The following is a 3,287-nucleotide window of genomic DNA, read 5'->3' on the forward strand; positions in this document are numbered from 1 at the left end:
GTTTGCCAACGCAAGGCTATCGACTTCTTTGAGCCATGCAAACTCCTTTTTGTACTTGGCAGGAGTCGGGAATTTTTGCTTTTTCAAGGCTTCTTTGTCGTCCTTGAACTTCTCATATGTTTCCTTTCGTTCAGCCAACATTTTATTGTAGACGAAACGAACGCAACCGAAGGTTTTCGCAAGAAATTGCTCTTGTTCTTGTGTTGGGTACAGACGGAACTTATATGCTTTGTTTGCCATATCGAATCACCTCGCTTCAATGGGCGCACCACCCGTTGTGAGTAAGCAAAAGCTTCTCAACATCGTGATTCCATTCTACTTATATCATAGCAAAAAAAGACAACTTTAGGCTACGCCTAACCGAAATTCATCTCCCACTTTCACTGGTGCTGGCACACCTTCACGTTTAGAAGTGGGAGACTTCTTTCGGTGGGAAGTTAAAAAATAGATAGGGGAAAACCCCTATCTATTTTTATACACGCTCTTTTAATGCTTTGCCTGGTTTAAAAGCTGGCACGTTTCTTTCTTTTATTTGAATCGTTTTGCCAGTTTGAGGATTCCTTCCTTTACGAGCACTACGCTTACGGGTTTCGAATGTTCCAAAACCAATAAGTTGAACTTTTTCACCTTTTGATAATGATTCACTAATTGCCTCAACAAGTTCCTTATAGACTGCATCTACATCTTTCACTTTGATTCCTGTGTTCTTAGCAATTTTTTGAACTAACTCTGTTTTGTTCATTTGATTTACCTCCGCTTTTTTAAATTATAAAATACATTTTTTTAAACTGTCTGTAATAAGATCATTTAAGTACTTTCTTGCCTCATCCTCGCGTTTAAAAACCACCTCCTTAAATGGAAGTTGGTTTAAGGAAATTAAGGTTTGCATTCGTATATAGTTGCGAAAATCTACAAGGTAAGCTAACCCAACCAATCCATGACTTTTTATTTGATGAATCAATTGAAAAATGATCTTTTTATCATCAGGTAAAATATATCGAATCAAGCGAATGTCAACTAAAAAAACAAAAGGGTTCCCCTGAAGTAAAAGTAAATTCTTCTCAATAAGTTCTAGGAGTAGCATTACACTGTCTTCTCTTCGATAACTCCATTCAATTCTATTCTCTGAAGGAAAAGCGATAATGGGATGTTCCAACCTTAACAACCCCCCTACTTTACTTAAAAACATTTTAAACAAAAAAATCCCCCGAAATAGAGGATCATTCTTCTAATTTCGGCAACTGGCTGGCATAGTGTAAAACACCTTAGCCCCTTTAGCTTTGCGGCCCTATTTTTCAATAGGTGTGCCATTATCATTTTTCCTTTCAATTCGACATTTATTACCAAATTCCTTCTAATCTCGCTAAAATTTTTAATCGGTCTCCCTTTTTCGAGTATATTGTTTACAAATCGGTGGAGGCGTTGAAATATATACTATACCCGTTAAAACAAAAAAGCCAATACTCTGAATTAGTCAAAGCATTGGCTTAAAGTTTTTTAATTATGTATGGTTCACTCTAAGAGTACAACAATCCTTTTTGATATGGTGCCGGTGAAGGGACTCGAACCCCCACTCCTTTAGGGAACGCGATTTTGAGTCGCGCGCGTCTGCCAATTCCGCCACACCGGCATATTGTATCAATGGCGTGCCCTGAGAGATTCGAACTCCCGACCTTCTGATTCGTAGTCAGACACTCTATCCAGCTGAGCTAAGGGCACAAATATATATTCAATATTTATCCAACAAGGATGATTATTTGAAGTCGTATTAGAAAATTAATGTGGTGCCGAGGACCGGACTTGAACCGGTACGATAGTCACCTACCGCAGGATTTTAAGTCCTGTGCGTCTGCCAATTCCGCCACCCCGGCATATTTAATTTATTATTTATGGAGGCGGCAACCGGATTCGAACCGGTGGTAAAGGTTTTGCAGACCTCTGCCTTACCACTTGGCTATGCCGCCAAAATGGAGCACCCTACAGACACAACAATTTACTTCAATCAATGAAGTTAACTCGATGTCTTACTCAGAATTAATATGGAGCGGACGACGAGATTCGAACTCGCGACCCTCGCCTTGGCAAGGCGATGCTCTACCACTGAGCCACGTCCGCCAATCCAATAATAAAAAATGGCTGGGCTGGCAGGATTCGAACCTGCGAATGACGGAGTCAAAGTCCGTTGCCTTACCGCTTGGCTACAGCCCATTAAATGGGGCGACCAGTGGGAATCGAACCCACGGATGCCGGAGCCACAATCCGGTGCGTTAACCACTTCGCCATGGCCGCCACAAATACAATGGCAGGGGTGGCAGGAATCGAACCCACACTAACGGTTTTGGAGACCGCTGTTCTACCGTTAAACTACACCCCTTTAGGATGGTGGAGGGGGTAGGATTCGAACCTACGAAGCTTCCGCAACGGATTTACAGTCCGCCCCATTTGGCCACTTTGGTACCCCTCCAAATATAAAAAATTATATTCACTTCAACGTAGTCACACTCAATATAGATGGTGCCGGCGAGAGGACTTGAACCCCCAACCTACTGATTACAAGTCAGTTGCTCTACCAATTGAGCTACACCGGCAAAACAAGTGGTGGTTCGGGACGGAATCGAACCGCCGACACGAGGATTTTCAGTCCTCTGCTCTACCGACTGAGCTACCGAACCTAATTCATGACAAAAATTATAGTATCATGAAACAAGTTGCAATGTCAATGTCGAAAAATATGGCGGAGCTGACGGGATTCGAACCCGCGGTCTCCTGCGTGACAGGCAGGCATGTTAGGCCTCTACACCACAGCTCCAAAATACTTAAAGAAATGGTGGACGATGACGGGATCGAACCGCCGACCCCCTGCTTGTAAGGCAGGTGCTCTCCCAGCTGAGCTAATCGTCCATACTAGAAATTTAGAGATTAATTCGTTGGAGATTAGATTAAAAAATAATTATAATACGAAACAGCACTATATCTAACTTCTCACATCTAAAGTGGCGGAGAGGGTGGGATTCGAACCCACGAGACGCTTTTAACGCCTACACGATTTCCAATCGTGCTCCTTCGGCCATCTCGGACACCTCTCCACTGGCTCCTCGTGCAGGACTCGAACCTGCGACAACTCGGTTAACAGCCGAGTGCTCTACCAACTGAGCTAACGAGGAACATTATGCCTGGCAACGTCCTACTCTCCCAGGACCCTTCGGTCCAAGTACCATCGGCGCTGGAGGGCTTAACGGTCGTGTTCGGGATGGGAACGAGTGTATCCCCTCCGCCGTCATCACCAG

The 3,287-nt window shown here is 43.7% G+C and carries 3 protein-coding genes, 15 tRNA genes, 1 rRNA gene and 1 riboswitch; all 19 genes read right to left on the minus strand.

Annotated elements, in window-relative coordinates:
• Positions 1-240 (minus strand): helix-turn-helix domain-containing protein (locus BEN26_RS13585; RefSeq protein WP_181482175.1); only part of this gene is annotated, 240 nt, incomplete at its 3' end.
• A gap of 232 nt (positions 241-472) precedes the next feature.
• Complete coding sequence (locus BEN26_RS13590; protein WP_068722552.1) at positions 473-742, minus strand: HU family DNA-binding protein; 270 nt, start codon at positions 740-742, stop codon at positions 473-475.
• Positions 743-766: 24 nt separating this feature from the next.
• Positions 767-1,156, minus strand: coding sequence for a hypothetical protein (locus BEN26_RS13595; RefSeq protein ID WP_069799796.1), 390 nt, complete (start codon positions 1,154-1,156; stop codon positions 767-769).
• Positions 1,157-1,233: 77 nt separating this feature from the next.
• Positions 1,234-1,319, minus strand: a riboswitch (cyclic di-GMP riboswitch).
• A gap of 225 nt (positions 1,320-1,544) precedes the next feature.
• Positions 1,545-1,630: transfer RNA gene (locus tag BEN26_RS13600), tRNA-Leu, on the minus strand.
• Positions 1,631-1,642: 12 nt separating this feature from the next.
• Positions 1,643-1,719: transfer RNA gene (locus BEN26_RS13605), tRNA-Arg, on the minus strand.
• Between the two features lie 63 nt (positions 1,720-1,782).
• A tRNA-Leu gene (locus BEN26_RS13610) sits at positions 1,783-1,871 on the minus strand.
• Between the two features lie 19 nt (positions 1,872-1,890).
• Positions 1,891-1,964, minus strand: a tRNA-Cys gene (locus BEN26_RS13615).
• Positions 1,965-2,040: 76 nt separating this feature from the next.
• Positions 2,041-2,115, minus strand: a tRNA-Gly gene (locus BEN26_RS13620).
• An 18-nt stretch (positions 2,116-2,133) separates the two neighbouring features.
• A tRNA-Gln gene (locus tag BEN26_RS13625) sits at positions 2,134-2,208 on the minus strand.
• A gap of 5 nt (positions 2,209-2,213) precedes the next feature.
• Positions 2,214-2,289, minus strand: a tRNA-His gene (locus BEN26_RS13630).
• A gap of 11 nt (positions 2,290-2,300) precedes the next feature.
• Positions 2,301-2,374 (minus strand) — tRNA-Trp (locus tag BEN26_RS13635).
• A gap of 6 nt (positions 2,375-2,380) precedes the next feature.
• Positions 2,381-2,464 (minus strand) — tRNA-Tyr (locus BEN26_RS13640).
• Between the two features lie 48 nt (positions 2,465-2,512).
• Positions 2,513-2,588 (minus strand) — tRNA-Thr (locus BEN26_RS13645).
• Between the two features lie 8 nt (positions 2,589-2,596).
• A tRNA-Phe gene (locus BEN26_RS13650) sits at positions 2,597-2,672 on the minus strand.
• Positions 2,673-2,732: 60 nt separating this feature from the next.
• Positions 2,733-2,809: transfer RNA gene (locus tag BEN26_RS13655), tRNA-Asp, on the minus strand.
• A gap of 16 nt (positions 2,810-2,825) precedes the next feature.
• A tRNA-Val gene (locus tag BEN26_RS13660) sits at positions 2,826-2,901 on the minus strand.
• Positions 2,902-2,994: 93 nt separating this feature from the next.
• A tRNA-Ser gene (locus tag BEN26_RS13665) sits at positions 2,995-3,086 on the minus strand.
• Positions 3,087-3,088: 2 nt separating this feature from the next.
• Positions 3,089-3,164 (minus strand) — tRNA-Asn (locus tag BEN26_RS13670).
• A 7-nt stretch (positions 3,165-3,171) separates the two neighbouring features.
• A 5S ribosomal RNA gene (gene rrf / locus BEN26_RS13675) occupies positions 3,172-3,287 on the minus strand.

The organism is Tepidibacillus sp. HK-1 (genome assembly GCF_001748485.2).
Classification (GTDB): Bacteria; Bacillota; Bacilli; order Tepidibacillales; family Tepidibacillaceae; genus Tepidibacillus_B; species Tepidibacillus_B infernus.